Annotated in this window: 17 protein-coding genes; 8 read left to right on the plus strand and 9 right to left on the minus strand. The window is 64.1% G+C overall.

The annotated features are described in order from the left end of the window. The first annotated feature begins 20 nt into the window (after positions 1–20). From VIL88_RS08395 to VIL88_RS08405, 3 genes are read left to right on the plus strand one after another with little or no spacing between them, the layout of a single operon-like run. Positions 21–923: a farnesyl diphosphate synthase gene (locus VIL88_RS08395; protein WP_331987727.1), complete on the plus strand. Its 903-nt coding sequence runs from the start codon at positions 21–23 to the stop codon at positions 921–923. A 1-nt stretch (position 924) separates the two neighbouring features. After that, entirely contained in the window at positions 925–1,554 is a 630-nt protein-coding gene (locus tag VIL88_RS08400; protein WP_331987729.1) for an MOSC domain-containing protein, read from the plus strand. A 9-nt stretch (positions 1,555–1,563) separates the two neighbouring features. Further along, positions 1,564–2,040 (plus strand): YbaK/EbsC family protein, encoded by a 477-nt coding sequence (locus tag VIL88_RS08405; protein WP_331987730.1) that lies wholly within the window; start codon positions 1,564–1,566, stop codon positions 2,038–2,040. Positions 2,041–2,046: 6 nt separating this feature from the next. Here the strand turns inward: VIL88_RS08405 and VIL88_RS08410 are convergent, their stop codons facing one another. From VIL88_RS08410 to ispG, 3 genes are read right to left on the minus strand one after another with little or no spacing between them, the layout of a single operon-like run. Then, on the minus strand, positions 2,047–2,331 hold the full coding sequence (locus VIL88_RS08410) for a type II toxin-antitoxin system RelE/ParE family toxin (protein WP_331987732.1): 285 nt from the start codon (positions 2,329–2,331) through the stop codon (positions 2,047–2,049). Then, a complete protein-coding gene (locus tag VIL88_RS08415) occupies positions 2,328–2,555 on the minus strand; it encodes a hypothetical protein (protein ID WP_331987734.1) in 228 nt (75 codons plus the stop codon). The genes VIL88_RS08410 and VIL88_RS08415 overlap by 4 nt, the downstream gene beginning before the upstream one ends. 52 nt (positions 2,556–2,607) lie before the next feature. After that, positions 2,608–3,849, minus strand: coding sequence for a flavodoxin-dependent (E)-4-hydroxy-3-methylbut-2-enyl-diphosphate synthase (gene ispG / locus VIL88_RS08420; protein ID WP_331987735.1), 1,242 nt, complete (start codon positions 3,847–3,849; stop codon positions 2,608–2,610). Positions 3,850–3,970: 121 nt separating this feature from the next. Here ispG and VIL88_RS08425 point away from each other — a divergent pair, with 121 nt between their 5' ends. Both VIL88_RS08425 and VIL88_RS08430 read left to right on the plus strand, forming a co-directional pair. After that, positions 3,971–4,183, plus strand: coding sequence for a DUF4287 domain-containing protein (locus VIL88_RS08425; RefSeq protein WP_331987736.1), 213 nt, complete (start codon positions 3,971–3,973; stop codon positions 4,181–4,183). A 61-nt stretch (positions 4,184–4,244) separates the two neighbouring features. After that, positions 4,245–4,544: a YkvA family protein gene (locus VIL88_RS08430; RefSeq protein WP_331987738.1), complete on the plus strand. Its 300-nt coding sequence runs from the start codon at positions 4,245–4,247 to the stop codon at positions 4,542–4,544. A 311-nt stretch (positions 4,545–4,855) separates the two neighbouring features. On the opposite strand, the gene VIL88_RS08435 is transcribed toward VIL88_RS08430, so the two are convergent. The 6 genes from VIL88_RS08435 to VIL88_RS08460 all read right to left on the minus strand — a co-directional run bounded on the left by VIL88_RS08435 (position 4,856) and on the right by VIL88_RS08460 (position 12,414). Continuing rightward, a complete protein-coding gene (locus VIL88_RS08435; protein WP_331987739.1) occupies positions 4,856–5,227 on the minus strand; it encodes a helix-turn-helix domain-containing protein in 372 nt (123 codons plus the stop codon). An 8-nt stretch (positions 5,228–5,235) separates the two neighbouring features. Next, the gene (locus VIL88_RS08440) at positions 5,236–5,538 is read right to left on the minus strand and encodes a type II toxin-antitoxin system HigB family toxin (protein WP_331987741.1); all 303 of its coding nucleotides are present in this window, start codon (positions 5,536–5,538) and stop codon (positions 5,236–5,238) included. 38 nt (positions 5,539–5,576) lie between these two features. Further along, positions 5,577–9,017: a pyruvate carboxylase gene (gene pyc / locus VIL88_RS08445; protein ID WP_331987742.1), complete on the minus strand. Its 3,441-nt coding sequence runs from the start codon at positions 9,015–9,017 to the stop codon at positions 5,577–5,579. Between the two features lie 96 nt (positions 9,018–9,113). Next, positions 9,114–9,527 carry a TIGR01244 family sulfur transferase gene (locus tag VIL88_RS08450; protein WP_331987744.1) on the minus strand — a complete coding sequence of 138 codons (414 nt, stop codon included), beginning with the start codon at positions 9,525–9,527 and terminating at the stop codon, positions 9,114–9,116. A gap of 96 nt (positions 9,528–9,623) precedes the next feature. Beyond that, complete coding sequence (locus VIL88_RS08455) at positions 9,624–11,165, minus strand: putative bifunctional diguanylate cyclase/phosphodiesterase (protein WP_331987746.1); 1,542 nt, start codon at positions 11,163–11,165, stop codon at positions 9,624–9,626. Positions 11,166–11,397: 232 nt separating this feature from the next. Next, entirely contained in the window at positions 11,398–12,414 is a 1,017-nt protein-coding gene (locus VIL88_RS08460) for a glycine betaine ABC transporter substrate-binding protein (protein WP_331987748.1), read from the minus strand. Between the two features lie 228 nt (positions 12,415–12,642). On the opposite strand from VIL88_RS08460, the gene VIL88_RS08465 reads away from it, so the two are divergent. The 3 genes from VIL88_RS08465 to VIL88_RS08475 all read left to right on the plus strand — a co-directional run bounded on the left by VIL88_RS08465 (position 12,643) and on the right by VIL88_RS08475 (position 15,140). Further along, on the plus strand, positions 12,643–13,848 hold the full coding sequence (locus VIL88_RS08465; protein ID WP_331987750.1) for an ABC transporter substrate-binding protein: 1,206 nt from the start codon (positions 12,643–12,645) through the stop codon (positions 13,846–13,848). Between the two features lie 64 nt (positions 13,849–13,912). Beyond that, a complete protein-coding gene (locus tag VIL88_RS08470; protein WP_331987752.1) occupies positions 13,913–14,509 on the plus strand; it encodes a class I SAM-dependent methyltransferase in 597 nt (198 codons plus the stop codon). A gap of 70 nt (positions 14,510–14,579) precedes the next feature. Further along, positions 14,580–15,140 (plus strand): dihydrofolate reductase family protein, encoded by a 561-nt coding sequence (locus VIL88_RS08475; RefSeq protein WP_331987755.1) that lies wholly within the window; start codon positions 14,580–14,582, stop codon positions 15,138–15,140. Positions 15,141–15,183 lie beyond the last annotated feature (43 nt).

A 15,183-nucleotide genomic window follows, 5' to 3' on the forward strand; every position in this document is an offset into this window, starting at 1 on the left:
AAACCGGCTAGCAACAGGGCATGTATGATTTCGCCGCCGATATCGCCAGTTGCGCCAGGGACGTGGAAGCCGCACTCGGGGAGCTGCTCGATAGTGGACGGCTTTCCGGCCCCGGTCCGGCCGCGGAACGCGTCGTCGCCGCGATGCGCCATGGCAGCCTCGGGGGCGGCAAGCGCCTGCGCCCGCTGCTGGTGCGCCAGGCCGCCTCGATCTTCCAGGTCGAGCCCGCGCGGTCGCTGACCGCCGGCCTCGCGGTGGAAATGGTCCATTGCTATTCGCTGATCCATGACGACCTGCCGGCCATGGACGACGATGACCTGCGCCGCGGCCGCCCGACCGTGCACAAGGCCTATGACGAGGCGACGGCGATCCTCGCCGGCGATGCGCTTCTGACGCATGCCTTTGCCCTTCTTGCCGATCCGCGCTGCCATCCCGATGCCGAAGTCCGCATCCGCCTCGTGGCGGAACTGGCGGCGGGTTCGGGCGCCGGCGGCATGGTGGGCGGGCAGATGCGCGACATCGAGAGCGAGCAGGGAAGCCTTTCGGCCGACGACATCTCGACCCTTCAGGCCATGAAGACGGGGGCGCTGATCCGCGCCAGCGTGCGCATGGGCGCAATCCTTGGTGGGGCCGAGCCGCGGGCGCTCTCGGTGCTCACCGCCTATGCCGAGGCGGCTGGAAGGGCCTTCCAGCTGGCCGACGACATTCTCGACGTGACCGCCACAGCCGAGACCATGGGCAAGGCTACCGGCAAGGACGCTGGCGCCGGCAAGCAGACCCTGGTGGCCCAGCTGGGGCTCGATGCAGCGCGGGCGCGCCTGGCGCAGACCGTCAACGATGCCCTTTCCGCCCTCCGCACCTTTGGGCCACGGGCAGACGGGCTGCGGGCCACGGCGCGTTATTTCGCCAGCCGGGAGAACTGAGATGGCCAAGCTCATCAGCGTCAACCGCGGCGACGCCCAGCATATCGAGGGCTATAAGGCGCTGACGGGCATCATCAAGCAGCCCCAGCCCAGCGCCGAGATCGAGCGCCTGGGCCTGGTGGGCGACGCCATCTGCGACCGCAAGCACCATGGCGGCGTGGACCAGGCCATCTACCTCTATTTTGCCGACGACTACCAGTTCTGGGCGGACGAGCTCGGCACAACGATCGAGCCGGGCCGCTTCGGCGAAAACCTGACCATCGAGGGCGTCGAGGGCCGCAGCGTTGCAGTGGGTGACCGCTTCACGATCGGCGAAGTCGTGCTGGAGGTCACCTCGCACCGCACGCCCTGCATGACCTTTGCCGCCCGCATGGGTGATCGCTTCTTCGTCAAGCGCTTCCACAAGGCCGGGCGTCCCGGCGCCTATTGCCGCGTGCTCCAGCCGGGCACGGTGGAAGCGGGCATGGATGTGGTGGTCACGCCCTATGCGGGCGAACGCATCACGGTCAGCGAACTCCTGGCGCTCGACGGCAAACGGCTGGACCCAGATTTCATGCGTCGGGCGCTGACGGCGCCAGTGCACTACAAGATGCGCGCCGACTACGAAGACAAACTCGCCAACCTGTTCTGAAAGCAGCCGATGAGCCTCCAGTCCGTTCAAGCCGATCTCGCCCAGCGGGCCCCTGACCTCGTGGTGGAGGTGACGGAGGCCTCGACGGCCACCGTGCCGCTGGCCGCGGCGGTGCATGGTGTGGAGCCGGGCCAGATCGCCAAGACACTCTGCATCCGCGTCCGCGACGAGGAATTCCTCCTCGTGACCCGCGGCGATGCGCGGCTCGACAACCAGAAGAGCAAGACCGCCTTTGGCGGGCGGCCGCGCATGCTGGGCGCCGACGACGTGCTGCGCCTCACCAGCCACGAAGTGGGCGGCGTCTGTCCCTTCGGCCTGCCGGCGCCGCTGCCGATCTATCTCGATGTCTCCATCAAGATCTATGACGTGATGATCCCCGCCGGCGGCGACACCCACGCCTCCGTCCGGCTGAGCGTGAGCCGCCTGGCGGAACTCTGCGGCAACAAGTGGGTAGATGCCTGCCTGCCGCCGGGCCAGGAGGGCTGATCGATATTACCGGCCGGGTTCAGCTTTCCGGGCGGAGTGACGGACGGACACGACGACGATATCGTCATCATCGGTGCGATAGTAGATCACGTAAGGGAACGGGGTCACCACGAGGCGCCGTAGGCGCGCGATGTCGGTCCCCTGCCCAGCAAGGGGAAAATGCGGCAGCAAGTCGATCAGCGTTTTGATGCGCCGTTGTATGCGGTTGGCACCAGAGGATGATCGTTCGGCCACATAGTCCAAAATTGCATCGAGTTCCGCCAGCGCTTGTGGCGTAAACCGGACAGTCACAGCCCGTGCTTGGCCCACACAGCCGCTACCTGCGCATCGCCGGCATAGTCACGCGCTTCGGCCTGGGACAGTGACGGCGCAAGGGCCGCGCGTTCATCCGCCGACAGCATATAGGGCGCCTGTTCGTCTTCCGTCAGCTGAAGAACAAGGCGCGCCAGATCGTCCTGCGCCTGCTGCGGCAGGGCCCGGGCGCGTTCAATAGCTTGGTCCAGAAGCGCTGTCATAGGCTCAGTATGCAGCCGGCGCGGGCCGGGTACAAGGGGCACGCCCTGAGGCTCACTCCGCCGCCGTCCTCTGCCCGGTGCCGAACTTGCGCTCGATATAGTCGGCGACCATAACCTTGAACTGGTCGGCCACGTCATGCCCGCGCAGCGTGGCGACCTTTTCGCCGTCGACAAAAACCGGAGCGGCCGGGGTTTCGCCGGTGCCGGGGAGGGAAATGCCGATATTGGCGTGCTTGGACTCCCCCGGCCCGTTGACGATGCAACCCATCACCGCGACCGAGAGCGTCTCGACGCCCGGATAGCGCTCGCGCCATTCCGGCATGGAGACGTTGAGATGGTCCTGGATGTCCTTGGCCAGCGTCTGGAAGGTGGTCGAGGTGGTGCGCCCGCAACCGGGGCATGCCGCGACCACCGGCAGGAATTGGCGGAAGCCCATGGTCTGCAGCAGTTCCTGCGCGACCTTGACCTCGGTAGTGCGATCGCCGCCGGGTTCGGGGGTGAGCGAAATGCGGATCGTGTCGCCGATGCCCTGCTGCAGGAGAATGCCCAGGGCGGCCGAGGAGGCGACGATGCCCTTGGAGCCCATGCCCGCTTCGGTGAGGCCGAGATGGAGCGCATAGTCGCACCGGGCAGCGAGGTCCTGGTAGACGGCGATCAGGTGCTGGACGTCCGATACCTTGGTGGACAGGAGGATCTTGTTGCGCGGCATGCCCAGTTCTTCGGCACGCGCGGCCGACAGGAGCGCCGACTGGATGATGGCCTCGCGCTGCACGGCGGCGGCAGAGATCGGATTGGCCGAAACGGCATTCTCGTCCATCAGCCGGGTCAGCAGCTCTTCGTCGAGCGAACCCCAGTTGACGCCGATGCGCACCGGCTTGTCATAGCGGTTGGCGATTCCGATCAGCGTGGCGAACTGCGTGTCGCGCTTGGCCTTGAAGCCGACATTGCCCGGATTGATGCGGTATTTGGCCAGCGCCTCGGCACAGGCGGGGTGATCCGTCAGGAGCTTGTGGCCGATATAGTGGAAGTCACCCACCAGCGGCACGTCATAGCCCATGAAGGCCAGCCGGTCGCGGATGATCGGCACCGCAGCCGCGGCTTCATCGCGATCCACGGTAATGCGGACGATTTCCGAACCGGCGCGCGCCAGCTGCATGACCTGCTTGACGGTCGCATCGATGTCGGCGGTATCGGTATTGGTCATCGACTGGACGACGACCGGTGCGCCTCCGCCCACCATGACGCCACCGACGTTGACGCCAACCGACTGCCTGCGCGGCGCTGGACCGGCCATATGAACACCTCGAAATCTATGCCGAGAGATAATCCTTCAACCCTAGCGGCGCAATGTTTCTTGATTGTGTCGAACCGTCGCCCTTCTGCTCGTCGGATTGGCGAACCGCCAGGAGACCCAGATGAGCTTTGCTGCCTACCTCACCAATATCGAAAAACAGACCGGCGTCTCGCCCGACGAGTTCATTCGCCTCGCGAGCGAAAAGGGCCTCACCGGCAAGGGCACCAAGGCCACGGCAGTCACTGATTGGCTCAAGGCCGACTACGGCCTGGGCCATGGCCATGCCATGGCAATCTACAAGCTCCTCAAGGAGCGCGGGGGCCTGGAAAACTGAGGACGCAGATATGTGATCGCCTTGGTCTTGAACCGGGGCACGTCGGGGCCATTTAGCAAGCATGATCACCATGCTCCTCCCCCGCCTCGTCCTGTTTCGCAAGGAAGTCGTGCAGCTCTGGAAAGCCTTCTGGTCGCCGCACACCCCGCTCTACCTCAAGGCCGCGACGCTGTTCGCCGCGTTCTACCTGGTCAACCCGATCGACATCCTGCCCGACTTCATCCCCCTGGCCGGCTGGGTCGACGACATGGTGCTGGTGCCCATGATGGTCAGCTGGATCGTCTCGCGCCTGCCCGTGCCGGCGCGGGTCTATGCCGGCAAATACGGCAAGACCGTCGACGGCCGCGCGCGGCGGCTGTGATCAACGCGCTGTCCGCCATGCTGCCGACACGACCGAGACGCATACGATAGCGGTTATTGCAGTGACGACTGCTATAAACGCGCGCTCGGAGAGACCGCTACCGAAAGGTGAAAACGCATACTGACTGATTGTTGCAACTGCGAGGAAGGCTAATCCTTGGGAGCTCAACTTTGAATAGGCGAAGTGTGTTCTGATCGCCTGCCGGTTAGCGGTTGAGTCTTTCCGATCATCTTCCCAATGGTCGCTCATATGCGCCGCCCTCACTCAGCGTGAAGACAGTAATGCAGCTGTTAACCTTTCGTCAACAATTGCTACGCGGCAATAATACTATAAGGTTTTACCAGCAGGGACGCTGGAAGACCCCATTCCTGATCGAGCCTTTGTATCATTTCCAGCGTCAACGCGCGGCGGCGGTTGAGGATTTCTGAGGCACGGGAACGCGAGCCGAGGACCTTGGCCAAGTCCGATTGCGTGTAGCCGTTCCATTCCATATGCGCCCTGATAGTGTCGACTGGATCGGCCTCCCCGCCGCTCCACTGCTTTTCCTCATAGGCTGCAACCAGAGTGGCGAGGGCATCCAACCGAGTACCATCCTCGCTGGCTGGATCGGCGCCCCACAGACGCTCGATCTGCTTGAGCGCGTCCTGGTAGTCCTGGTCGGTGACGATAGGCTTGATATCCATGCTCCGCCTCAAAACAACGAGACCGTCAGCCCGTCTACGGCGTCATACTCGGCATGCGTCCCGACGAACTTGATGAAGGCGATTTGCAGCCGAAAGTCGAAGGCGGCGATGAGCCGGAAACTTCCACCTGCAACCTCAAAGCGTACGCGCTCAGCGTTCAGCACCTTTGCCTTCGAAAAGCTTCGCAGCACCTCTTGCGTGGACTGCCAGCTCGCGGCTTTGACGACGAGCCGCCAATGCAGCAATGCAGGCTTTGCCGCCGGATGGCGCAGCGCAAAACTTCTCAGCGTTCCCTCAGCGACAATCCGCATCCTGACCCAGGATAGCTTGTTCCCAACGCGGGAACAAGCTATTCCAGCCGGACCAGGAGGTCCTTGGCGTCGATCTGGTCGCCGGGGCGGATCAGGAGTTCGGCGACGGTGCCGCCGACTTCGGCGTGGATGGCGGTTTCCATCTTCATGGCTTCGATCGAGCAGAGGACGTCACCGGCCTGAACCTGCTGGCCCTGCTTGACCGCAAGGGTCGAGATGACGCCGGGCATGGGGGCGCCGACCTGCTTGTTGTCGCCGGGAGCGGCCTTGGCGCGGACCTTGACCTCGCCGGCCTTGAGACGATCGGGAACGGTGATGGTGCGCGGCTGGCCGTTGAGGTCAAAGAAGACCCGCACCTCGCCCTTTTCATTGGTCGGGCCACGGCCAAGGTAATTGACGACCAGCGTCTTGCCCTTCTCGATGTCGACCAGCAGCTCGTCGCCCTCGTCGAGGCCGTAGAAATAGACCGGGGTCGGCAGCACTTCGGTCGGACCATAGCGGTCCTGGGTCTTTTCGAAGTCGGTATAGACCTTGGGATACATGAGGTAGGAGGCAAGACGGAAGTCGTCTACTTCGATGCCAACCTCCTCCGACACCTTCTGCCGCTCGGCCTCAAGATCGACATCCTTGAGATAGGAGCCTGGGCGTTCGCTCATGGGGGTACGGCCCTTGAGCACCTTCTTCTGCAGCTGCTCGGGGAAGCCGCCGGGCGGCTGGCCGAGGTCGCCGGCAAAGAAGCCGACGACGGAATCGGGGAAGGCGATGTCGCGCTGCGGGTCTTCGACATCGGCGCGTTTGAGGCCGGCCGATACCATGGCCAGCGCCATGTCGCCGACTACCTTGGAGCTGGGCGTCACCTTTACGATATCGCCAAACATCTGGTTGACGTCGGCATAGGTCTGGGCCACTTCGTGCCAGCGGGTTTCTAGACCCAGCGAACGCGCCTGTTCCTTGAGATTGGTGAACTGGCCGCCCGGCATTTCGTGGAGATAGACTTCCGAGGCGCCGCCCTTGAGGTCGCTTTCAAAGGCGCGGTACTGCGTCCGCACCGCTTCCCAGTAGAACGAAATCTGCCGGATCGCCTTGGCGTCGAGCTGGGGATCGCGGCTGTCGCCTTCCAGCGCAGCAACAAGCGAGCCGAGCGTGGGCTGCGAGGTTGTCGAGGACAGCGCATCCATGGCCGCATCAACGGCATCGACACCGGCTTCGACGGCCGCGAGCACGGTCGCAGCGGAGGCGCCCGAGGTGTCGTGGGTATGAAGGTGGATCGGCAGGCCCACTTCCTGCTTGAGCGTCGAAACGAGCTTGCGCGCAGCGGCGGGCTTCAGGAGCCCCGCCATGTCCTTGATGCCCAGGACATGGACGCCTGCGGCTTCGAGTTCCTTGGCCAGACCCACATAGTATTTGAGGTCATACTTGCTGCGATCGGGATCGAAGAGGTCGCCGGTATAGCAGATGGCGCCCTCGGCCACCTTGCCTTCCGCCGCGACCGCATCGATCGAGACGCGCATATTCTCGACCCAGTTGAGGCAATCGAAGATGCGGAAGATGTCGACGCCCCCGACCGCGGCCTGGCGGACGAAGAACTTGACGACATTGTCGGCATAGTTGGTGTAGCCGACGCCATTGGAGCCGCGCAGCAGCATCTGCGTCAGGATATTGGGCGCACCCTCGCGCACCTTGGCCAGCCGCTCCCATGGGTCCTCGTTGAGGAAGCGCATGGCGACGTCGAATGTCGCGCCGCCCCAGCATTCGAGCGAGAAGAGGTTGGGCAGGCCACGCGAATAGGCTTGCGCGATGCGGGTGATGTCGAAGCTCCGCATGCGCGTGGCCAGGAGCGACTGGTGCGCGTCGCGCATGGTCGTGTCGGTGAAAAGGACCCTGGTTTGCGCCTTCATCCAGTTGGCAAGGCCCACCGGGCCGTCATGATCAAGGACCTGCCGGCTGCCCTCGACTGTCGTGAGCGGGGCAAACTCGGGCACGACCGGTGCCGCAGCTTCCGCGGGCGGACGCGGGCGGTCGCGCACTTCGGGATGTCCGTTGACGGTCACGTCGGCGATATAGCTCAGGAGCTTGGTCGCGCGATCCTTGCGGGGCTTGAAGTTGAACAGCTCCGGCGTCGTGTCGATGAAGCGCGTCGTATAGCGGTTCTCGACGAAGTCGGGATGGTTGATGATGTTTTCGAGAAACGCCAGGTTGGTCGAGACACCGCGGATGCGGAATTCGCGCAGGGCGCGGTGCATGCGCGCGATGGCCTCTTCGGCGCTTGGCGCCCAGCAGGTGACCTTTTCGAGCAGCGGATCGTAGAAGCGGGTGATAACCGCGCCGGCATAGGCGGTGCCGCCGTCGAGACGCACGCCAAAGCCGGTCGCGCCGCGATAGGCGGTGATACGGCCATAGTCGGGAATGAAGTTCTGTTCGGGGTCTTCCGTGGTGACCCGGCACTGGATGGCATTGCCGTTGAGGCGGATGTTTTCCTGAAGGGGGACGCCCGACTCCGGCGTGCCGATCACCGCGCCGTCGAGCAGATGGATCTGCGCCTTGACGATGTCGATGCCGGTCACCTCTTCGGTGACTGTGTGCTCGACCTGGATGCGCGGATTGACTTCGATGAAGTAGAACTTGTCGGTGTCGGCATCCATCAGGAACTCGACGGTGCCGGCCCCGCGATAGTTCGCGGCCTTGCCCAGGCGCACCGCGGCATCGGTCAGTTCCTTGCGGACGGCGTCCGACAGGTATGGCGCCGGCGCGCGTTCCACCACCTTTTGGTTGCGCCGCTGCACCGAGCAGTCGCGCTCGAAGAGGTGCACGAGGTTGCCATGGTCGTCACCAATCAGCTGCACTTCGACATGGCGGGCGCGCTCGATCAGCTTTTCGAGATACATCTCGTCCTTGCCAAAAGCCGCCTTGGCTTCGCGCTTGCCTTCGCTGACTTCCGACAGAAGCGTCTTTTCGTCCATGATACGGCGCATGCCGCGGCCGCCGCCGCCCCAGGAGGCTTTGAGCATCAGGGGATAGCCGATTTCGGCGGCGAGACGCTTGATCTCCTCGGGGTCGTCGGGCAGCGCCTCGGTGGCGGGCACGACCGGCACATTGCTGGCGATGGCCATGTTGCGCGCCGCAACCTTGTTGCCCAGGTCCCGCATGGTCTGCGAGCGCGGACCGATGAAGATGATACCGGCATCCTCGCAGGCGTCGACGAATTCCGGTGATTCCGAGAGAAGCCCATAGCCGGGATGGATGGCATCGGCGCCCGAGATGCGAGCGATGCGGATATATTCCTCGATCTGAAGATAGGCCTCGACCGGACCCTTGCCCTTGCCGATCGGATAGGCCTCGTCGGCCTTGAATCGATGCAGCGCCAGCTTGTCTTCCTCGGCATAGGCGGCGACGGTCTTGAGGCCGAGTTCATTGGCGGCACGGAAGACGCGAATGGCGATTTCGCTGCGGTTGGCGACGAGGATCTTCTTGATTGGCATCGATTGCATATCCGAGCGGGAGGGACTGGGGACCCGTTCGGGTCCGGCTCAGGTCGGCAACGGTGGACGGTTCGCGCCCAACCGTCAGGAAAAGGATCAGCGGCTGAGATGGCCGGCGAGATGGCTCATGTCGTAGCCGGCTTCCGCCGCCTGCGAGATGATTTCGCCCGCATCCTGTTCACCCGCCTGGCTCAAGGCCCAGAGCGTGGTGGAACGGGTGCCGGAGCGGCAGAAGGCAAAGACCGGGCCGCTGCTTTGCGCAAGCGCCGCCTTGGTCTGCTCGACCATTTCCGCCGAGACGCCTTCGCGGCCAAGGGGAATAGCGTGGTAGCTCAGGCCTGCAGCCTTGGCGGCGGCTTCGATTTCCGCGCCGGCGGGCTGGTCGGGCGACTCGCCGTCGGGCCGGTTGTTGATGATGGTGGTAAAGCCGGCAGCCTTGAGCGCCGGAATGTCTTCGGGCTGGATTTGCCCGGACACGCTGACGCGTTCGTTGATCCGCTTCAAGTCCATCGCTCTGCTCCCTTACCGAACCGGCTGGTACGGGCCTTATACCCACTGCCCGCACAGGGAAGCAACTGCGACTGAAGCATAGCTGTCACCAGCCTGTCATGCGGCAGCGACAGCCTCTGGACGGATCAGACGCTCCGGGCGGCCGAGGAGATACCCCTGAAAGCCGGTGCAACCGGCGAGGCGCAGCTGCTCGAGCTGCAGCTGGGTTTCGATGCCTTCCGCGATCACCTCGACTGGCAAGGACCGCGCGATGTCGCAGATGGCCGAGACGATCATGCCGTCGATGCGGCTCTCCCCTAGATTGGCGACATAGGAGCGGTCGATCTTGATGATGTCGAAGGCAAAGCCGCGCAGATATTGCAGGCTTGCATATCCGGCGCCGAAATCGTCGATGGCGACGCGCACGCCGAGCTTGCGCAGGGCAGCCAGGTTGGCAAGTTCGGTCGCCTGGGCGTTGAGCGGCACGGTCTCGGTGATTTCCACCACCAGCCGGCGCGGATCGGCACTCATTTCGCGGAGCGTCTCGGCAAATCGCTCGGCGAAATCGCGATGCCGCAGCTGCATGGGCGAGACGTTGATGGCCACCGGCTTTTCACCGAGGCTGCCCAGATCGAGGCAGGCACGGCGCAGGACCCAGTCGCCGAGCTTGTCGATAAGGTCGCTTTCCTCGGCAATGGGCACGAACTGGGCGGGCGAGATCATGCCGCGCACCTGGTGCCGCCAGCGCACCAGCGCCTCGTAGGACTTGATCTGCATGTCGGCATTGAACACGGGCTGATAAAAGAGCTCGAGCTCGTTCATCATCAGCGCGGCGCGCAAGTCGCGTTCGACGAAGCGCCGATGGCGTTCATCGCCCAGCATGTCCGGCTCGAAGCAGACGACGGTATGGCGGCCTGCCTTCTTGCCGGTATAGAGCGCCAGATCGGCCTTGGAGATCAGGTCGGTGGGGTCGACCGCATCGAGCGGCGACAGGGCCACGCCGATCGAGGCCGAGAGCCGCACCGAACGACCCTGGATGGTGATCGGCCGCTCCAGCTGGCGCAGCAATTCCTCGCCCAGCCGCCGCAGGGCCGGCTTGTTGTCATGGCCGAGGATTATGACGCCGAACTCGTCGCCGCCAAGCCGGCCAAGGACGCCGCCGGGAATGACCTTCTCGATGGTACGGGCGAGGTGCACCAGGGCCGCATCGCCTGCCGCGTGGCCCGACGTGTCGTTGAGGACCTTGAGATTGTCCATGTCGAGCTGGAGGTATCCCACCGGCCGCTCGGCACCATGGAAGACGTCGTCTGCCAGAGCTTCGAGGAAATAGGCGCGGTTATAGACGCCGGTGAGGGCGTCGCGATCCACCTTGTCGAGGTTGCGGCGCGACTCTTCGGCGATGGAGAGGAGGCGGTCCTCAAGCCAGCGATAGCCGAAGACGAGGATCGCCAGCAGCAGCAGGCTTGTGGCGACGCTGAGGCTCGGCATCAGGGCTAGGGCTCTTGGGCCCAGCAGGTCAAACAGGGCGAGGACCCGGGCGACGATCGTCACCACCAGCAACACGGCCACGCCGAACGCGACCCGGCGATAGTCAACCAGAATGGCAGCGTAATGCGGATCGTTGCGCAGGCTACGCTGGCGCAGGCGGGCCAAACGCATCTTAGTTTGCCAGTTGCGCACAGGAGGAGGCTGCCAGGGAAGAAGCGTTCACGACATGTGGTCCAGAGACATCCGGGTTTTTACGTATATGCCGATAAGTTCTGAACACGCAGTAAAGAGCTTGAGCAAAAGAGCAGCATGAACAATGGCTTAGTGGTGGCAGCGCCCTAACTTGCCTACGTGACAGCCGCATGACGAAACGCCGGACATGCTTGTCATGGTAAGCAGAAGGTTAAGGGGCGCTGCCGATCCACGGGCGCCAGATGGCCTCGCGCTCGGCGACGAAGCGGTCCGCCACGGCCTCGACGGTCATCCCGGTTTCGCTGAGCTGGGCCAGCATGTTGTTCATTTCTTCGAGCGGCAGGCTGGCCCGCCCGAAATAGCCGGCAATCAGCGGCGCGTCGGTAAACACCCATTCGGCTACCGCGACAACCACTGTTTCGCTGGCGAAGGCACTTGGACGCGGGTCGGCGCAGGCCACCTGGGCGAGGCAGGTCAACGCCTCTTCGTCGTATTCGCCCATGTCGACGGGAATAAAGGCGAGCTGGTCGAGCACCGCATTGGGCTGCCAGTAGTAGAAAAGGGCCGGCTGCTTGAGGCTGATCGCTTCGGCGACCATTTTGTCCATCTCGAACCGGCTCGCCGGCTCGACCACCTCCACCAGGTCCTTGAGACCATGGGCCGCGACGAGGTTGCGGTTGATCACGGCGCAGGCCCAGTCGGCGGGGCAGGAGATGAAGCGCAGCTTTTCGGGCAGGGCCATGGCCTTGAGCGCCTCGGCCAGCGCCTCTGCCTCGCCCAGCTCCGGATGTTCGGCGGCAAGGTAATCGGGCAGGAACCAGCCCTCGAACCCGCTGGCCGTATAGGTGGAGGCGGCGGGGCGCAGCATCTGTGCCTCGACCCCGGCATTCCAGACGTCGGCGATGCGCGTCACCCACATTTCCGGTGCTACGGCCGGCTGACCCGTCGAACCCATGGACGAGCCGGTCGCGGCCAGGTCGCCCGGCGTGACATTGACCTGGCATTCAAATTCCTGCGCAAGGAGCCGGGCATGGATTTCGGCCAGGAGTTCGGCGGACGGCCAGGCCATGCGGGCAATGCCGAAGGGCTGGGTGCCGCAAACCGGCGGCGGGCCACTTTCGGCGGGCTGGTCCTGCGCCTGATCGAGCACGGTGACCTGCGCTGCTGCCGGCATGGCCAGCAGAAGCGCAAGCAGGAGTGGCGACCATCGCAATAGTGCTGCCCTCATGCGCTGCCTGCTCCCTGAAGCCCTGCTGCGATCTATGCCCCAAAGCCGACCTGTTAAGCAACCGCAACGGAGGGGCGCAAAGCTGCGCAAATCCCGGTGACTCCGCCCCGCCAAATATGCAACAGTCGCCGCAGCGAGGCGCGGGTGCGCCTCCACTTCGTGCTGCCGGTTAGCAAGACTGGCCCAGGCAAGGGCCTCTCGGCAGCATGAGCAAGCAGAGGGACATACATGCGCATTCTCAAGAACACACTGACCTTGGCCGTTGCTGCCTCGACGCTGGCCGTCGCCGCACCAGCCATCGCACAGGACACCGGCGCCACCATCGGCTTCATCGGCGGCTTCACCGGCCCGATCGAATCGCTGACCCCGCCGATCTTTGCCGGCGCCGAGCTGGTGGTGAAGCAGGTCAACGAACAGGGCGGCATCCTGGGCGGCGAGCTCACCATGATCTCGGCCGATAGCGCCTGCGACGCTACCGGCGGCGCAACGGCCGCCGACAAGATCATCAACACCGACAATGCCGTGGCCGTCGTGGGCGGCCTCTGCACCGGTGAAACCATCGGCGCCTTCAACGGCTCGGGCCTCAGCGGCAATGTCGTCTTCGTCTCGCCCGCCTCGTCGGCACCGGCCCTGACGACGCTGGAAGACAACGACCTCGTCTACCGCACCACCCCGTCCGACGCCCTTCAGGGCATCAAGATGGCTGACCTGTTGATCGCCAAGGGCGTCAAGGACATCGCCATTACCTACGTCAACAATGACTACGGCAAGGGCTTCTCGGAAGCGCTGACGGCCGCCTTCGAGGAAGCCGGCGGTACTGTTGCAGCCAACGTAGCGCACGAAGAAGGCAAGGCCGATTACCGCGCCGAGCTGGGCAACCTTGTTGCCTCGCAGAACCTGGTGATCCTGGCCTATGCCAATGCCTCGGGCAACACGATCCTGCGCCAGGCCGTCGAATCCGGCAACTTCACCACCTATGTCGGCGGTGACGGCATGGTGGGCGACGACCTGCTGACCGGCATCGACGCCGCTTCAGTGGAAGGCCTGATCGCCACCCGTGCCGGCGCACCCGAAGGCGACGCCACCACCACCTATGTGGACCTCGCCACCGAAGCCGGCATCGAAGCCAACGCTACCTATGCACCGCAGGCCTATGACGCCGCGTTCCTGCTGGCACTTGCCATCGAGAAGAACGGCTCGACCTCGCGCGACGGCCTTTCCGCTGCGCTGCGCGAAGTCGCTTCCGCACCGGGCGAAAAGATCATGCCCGGCGAATGGAGCAAGGCTGTCGAGCTGATCAAGGCCGGCACCGACATCGACTATGAAGGCGCCGGCGGCCCGCTCGACTTCGACGAAGCCGGCGACGTTGACGGCATCATCGTCGAACTCGCCGTCGAAGGCGGCGCTTTCGTCGAAAAAGGCGTGATCCAGTAAGCCGATCGGCCTGCCAGAAATGCGAAGCCCGGGAGCGATCCCGGGCTTTTTCTTGAGAGCAACGATGTCTGATCCTGACACACTGAAATTCTACGCCGACAACGCTGCCGACTACGTGCAGCATGCCACTCAACCTTCCCCGAAACTTTCAGCCTTCCTGTCCCGGCTTCCGGAGGGCGGGACCATCCTAGAACTTGGCACCGGCAATGGCCGGGATGCCGCCGCCATGCTGGCGAAGGGCTTTGCTGTGACGCCCTCGGACGCGTCGACCGAACTCGCGGCAGAAGCTGGGGCGCGGCTGGGCGTCCCGGTCCGGATCATGGCCTTCCACCAGTTGGATGAGCACGGCGCCTACGATGGGGTCTGGGCCAGTGCTGCCCTGCTTCATGCGCCCCGCGCCGAGCTTACCGATGATCTGGCGCGCATCTTCCGCGCCCTGCGTTCTGGCGGGCACCTGATGGCCAGCTTCAAGGCCGGAAGCAGCGAAGGGCGGGACACGTTCGGACGCTACTACAATTACCTCGATGAGGAGCAGCTTCGTACCCATGCGGCAGATGCAGGTGCCTGGAAGAGCATCGAAATCACCGAACAGGATGGATCGGGCTACGACAACCTGCCCACACGCTGGCTCTGGCTGCATGCGGTGAAACCAGAAGCCTAGCTGCCGCAGATTGCAAAACGCCGCTGTGCGGCTATGTTCATCTAGTTGCACAATGCAAGTGGAGGAATGTATGCGGCGGCTGCGGTATTCGATCAATGTAACGCTGGATGGGTGTTGCGATCATCAAGCGGTGAGTCCGGACGCGGAACTGCATCGGTTCTGGGGCGAAGCCATCAGCCAGGCCGATGCGCTGCTTTATGGCCGCGTGACCTACCAGATGATGGAGGCGGGCTGGCGTGAGGTGGCGCGGACCGGCCGTGCGCATGAGGGCATGCCCGATTGGGTCGTGCCCTTTGCCCAGGCCATCGACAAGGCGCGAAAATATGTGGTTTCCGACAGCCTTGCCGCTGCCGACTGGAACAGCGAGATCATCCGTGGCAAGGACCTGAGGGAGGCCGTCGAGGCGCTCAAGGCGGAGCCCGGCGGTTTAATCGCGACCGGCGGCGTCACCCTGCCCCTGGCTCTCAGCACGCTTGGGCTGATCGACGAGTATCAGTTCGTCATCCACCCTAACTTAGCCGGACACGGCCCGACGCTGCTGGCGGGCCTGCCGCAACCCGTCGACCTTCGGCTGGTCGACCGGCGCGAGTTCAACTCGGGTGCCGTGGCCATGCTTTACGAGCGCCGCTAACAAGAAGGCCCCGCGCATGAGCGCGGAGCCTTCGGTTCTTGTT

This window comes from Devosia sp., from assembly GCF_036563435.1.
Classification (GTDB): Bacteria; Pseudomonadota; Alphaproteobacteria; order Rhizobiales; family Devosiaceae; genus Devosia.

Bases quoted from the DNA above. Each gene is read 5' to 3' on its own strand.
- VIL88_RS08440 (WP_331987741.1), bottom strand. From the start codon at position 5,538: ATGCGGATTGTCGCTGAGGGAACGCTGAGAAGTTTTGCGCTGCGCCAT.
- VIL88_RS08450 (WP_331987744.1), bottom strand. From the start codon at position 9,527: ATGGACTTGAAGCGGATCAACGAACGCGTCAGCGTGTCCGGGCAAATC.
- VIL88_RS08395 (WP_331987727.1), top strand. From the start codon at position 21: ATGTATGATTTCGCCGCCGATATCGCCAGTTGCGCCAGGGACGTGGAA.
- VIL88_RS08475 (WP_331987755.1), top strand. From the start codon at position 14,580: ATGCGGCGGCTGCGGTATTCGATCAATGTAACGCTGGATGGGTGTTGC.
- VIL88_RS08425 (WP_331987736.1), top strand. From the start codon at position 3,971: ATGAGCTTTGCTGCCTACCTCACCAATATCGAAAAACAGACCGGCGTC.
- VIL88_RS08400 (WP_331987729.1), top strand. From the start codon at position 925: ATGGCCAAGCTCATCAGCGTCAACCGCGGCGACGCCCAGCATATCGAG.
- VIL88_RS08465 (WP_331987750.1), top strand. From the start codon at position 12,643: ATGCGCATTCTCAAGAACACACTGACCTTGGCCGTTGCTGCCTCGACG.
- VIL88_RS08415 (WP_331987734.1), bottom strand. From the start codon at position 2,555: ATGACAGCGCTTCTGGACCAAGCTATTGAACGCGCCCGGGCCCTGCCG.
- VIL88_RS08455 (WP_331987746.1), bottom strand. From the start codon at position 11,165: ATGCGTTTGGCCCGCCTGCGCCAGCGTAGCCTGCGCAACGATCCGCAT.
- pyc (WP_331987742.1), bottom strand. From the start codon at position 9,017: ATGCCAATCAAGAAGATCCTCGTCGCCAACCGCAGCGAAATCGCCATT.
- VIL88_RS08470 (WP_331987752.1), top strand. From the start codon at position 13,913: ATGTCTGATCCTGACACACTGAAATTCTACGCCGACAACGCTGCCGAC.
- VIL88_RS08435 (WP_331987739.1), bottom strand. From the start codon at position 5,227: ATGGATATCAAGCCTATCGTCACCGACCAGGACTACCAGGACGCGCTC.
- VIL88_RS08430 (WP_331987738.1), top strand. From the start codon at position 4,245: ATGATCACCATGCTCCTCCCCCGCCTCGTCCTGTTTCGCAAGGAAGTC.
- VIL88_RS08405 (WP_331987730.1), top strand. From the start codon at position 1,564: ATGAGCCTCCAGTCCGTTCAAGCCGATCTCGCCCAGCGGGCCCCTGAC.
- ispG (WP_331987735.1), bottom strand. From the start codon at position 3,849: ATGGCCGGTCCAGCGCCGCGCAGGCAGTCGGTTGGCGTCAACGTCGGT.
- VIL88_RS08460 (WP_331987748.1), bottom strand. From the start codon at position 12,414: ATGAGGGCAGCACTATTGCGATGGTCGCCACTCCTGCTTGCGCTTCTG.